This is a genomic window from Pseudomonas sp. SDO55104_S430 (assembly GCF_054070595.1).
The window spans coordinates 1-1699 of the sequence record NZ_JBSVXG010000449.1 but is presented as its reverse complement, the minus strand read 5'-3'; the positions used below and the strand labels follow the sequence as shown (position 1 = coordinate 1699).

Genomic DNA, 1699 nt, shown 5'->3' with positions numbered 1-1699 from the left:
CCCGCGAAGAGGGAGTGTCAGTGCCATTTATGTTGGCTGACACACCGGCTTCGCGAGCAAGCCCGCTCCCACAGGTTTGTGCTCCCGCATTTATTTGTGTTGTCAGCCGGTTTCAGCCAAATCAATTGCTCCTACACTATGGCCAAACTGTGAGATCTTTTGTCATCGTCCTGTGCTGGAGCTGTTTGATGCTGTCGTTGCTCGTCGACCACCCCCTGATCTGCGCACTGATCCTCCTCCTGATCGATCTGGTGTTGTGGCGCTTTATAGGTGTCAATCATCACAACTGGAAGTTGCTGGCCAGGCTGGTGATTTTCTCGTTGTTCAGCGTGCTGCTGTTCAACGAGGGCATGAACCCGCTGGAGCCGGCACCCTGGGCGGACAACGTGCCGTTGCATCTGGCGGCCACAGGGTTGCAGATCGGCTGGTGGCTGTTTGCAGCGCGCACACTGACGGTAATGATCGGCGCGGTGATGATGCAGCGCGTGGGTCATACCGGGCGATTGCTGCAGGATTTGCTCGGTGCGGTGATTTTCCTGGTGGCGGTGATCGCGGCTCTGGCTTATGTACTCAACCTGCCGGTCAAGGGCGTGCTGGCCACCTCTGGCGCCCTGGCGATCATCGTCGGTCTGGCGCTGCAAAGTACACTCAGCGACGTGTTTTCCGGGATTGTCCTCAATACCACCAAGCCCTATCAGATCGATGACTGGATCGCCATCGACAATACAGAGGGGCGGGTCATCGATATCGACTGGCGAGCCACGCGGCTGCAGACCTCCCAGGGCAGCATGATCGTGATCCCCAACTCCCTGGCGGCCAAGGCCAAGATCACCAACTTCAGCCGGCCCAGCGATATGTTTGGCCTGTCGGTCAGCCTGCAGGTCAGCCCTCATGTGCGACCGCAAACCGTGATCGATGCACTGGAGCGGGCGATGCAGGGTTGCCGCATTCTATTGAGCCAGCCAGGGCCTAAAGTGGCGCTCAAAAGCTCGACTCCCAATGGTGTTGAATACGAGATCAGCGGTTTTGTCGCCGCGATGGGTGAAAAGCGCACGGTGCGTAACCAGCTGTTCGATCTGGCCTACCGACACCTGCGGGCGGCCGGGGTGAACCTGCTGTCGAGCGTGGAAACCAGCCCCGCCAGCGACCTGTCACGGCAACGGGCACTGATCGACAGTTCGCCGATCTTCTCCACCTTGCGCCAGGAAGAAAAGGAAACCTTCAGCCAGAACATGACCCAGCAGGACTTCCGCGCCGGGGAGACGATTTTGGCGGCGGGGGAGGTGAGCGATCATCTGTTCATCGTCGAGTCCGGGGTGATCACGGTCTCGCTGAACGTCAACGGTACAGTGATAGAAACCGGGCGCATGGGGCCGGGAGAAGTCATCGGCGAAGCCGGCATCCTGACCGATAGCGCGCTGCCGGCCGAGTTCGCGGCGAAAACTGCCTGCACGCTGTTCCGTATCGAAAAAGGCTATCTGCTGCCTTGTCTGGCCGCCCGTCATGACATCAATGATGCGATGAAGACGTTGCTGGATTTCCGTTTGAACAAGGTCCAGCAGATGAGCCATCAAGCGCCGGTGGTGGTGCGCAAGAAAGGGTTTTTTCAGTGGTTGCTCAAAAGAGCATAAAGCCTGCCCCCGTACCCTGTAGGAGCCGAGCTTGCTCGCGATGGTCGTCAACGATAACGCTGGCTGCC

General features: G+C 58.9%; 1 protein-coding gene. It reads left to right on the top strand.

The annotated features are described in order from the left end of the window. Positions 1-188 precede the first annotated feature (188 nt). Positions 189-1631 (top strand): mechanosensitive ion channel domain-containing protein, encoded by a 1443-nt coding sequence (locus ACW9JE_RS30590; RefSeq protein WP_224537666.1) that lies wholly within the window; start codon positions 189-191, stop codon positions 1629-1631. Positions 1632-1699: the final 68 nt, after the last annotated feature.

Bases quoted from the DNA above. Each gene is read 5' to 3' on its own strand.
- ACW9JE_RS30590 (WP_224537666.1), top strand. From the start codon at position 189: ATGCTGTCGTTGCTCGTCGACCACCCCCTGATCTGCGCACTGATCCTC.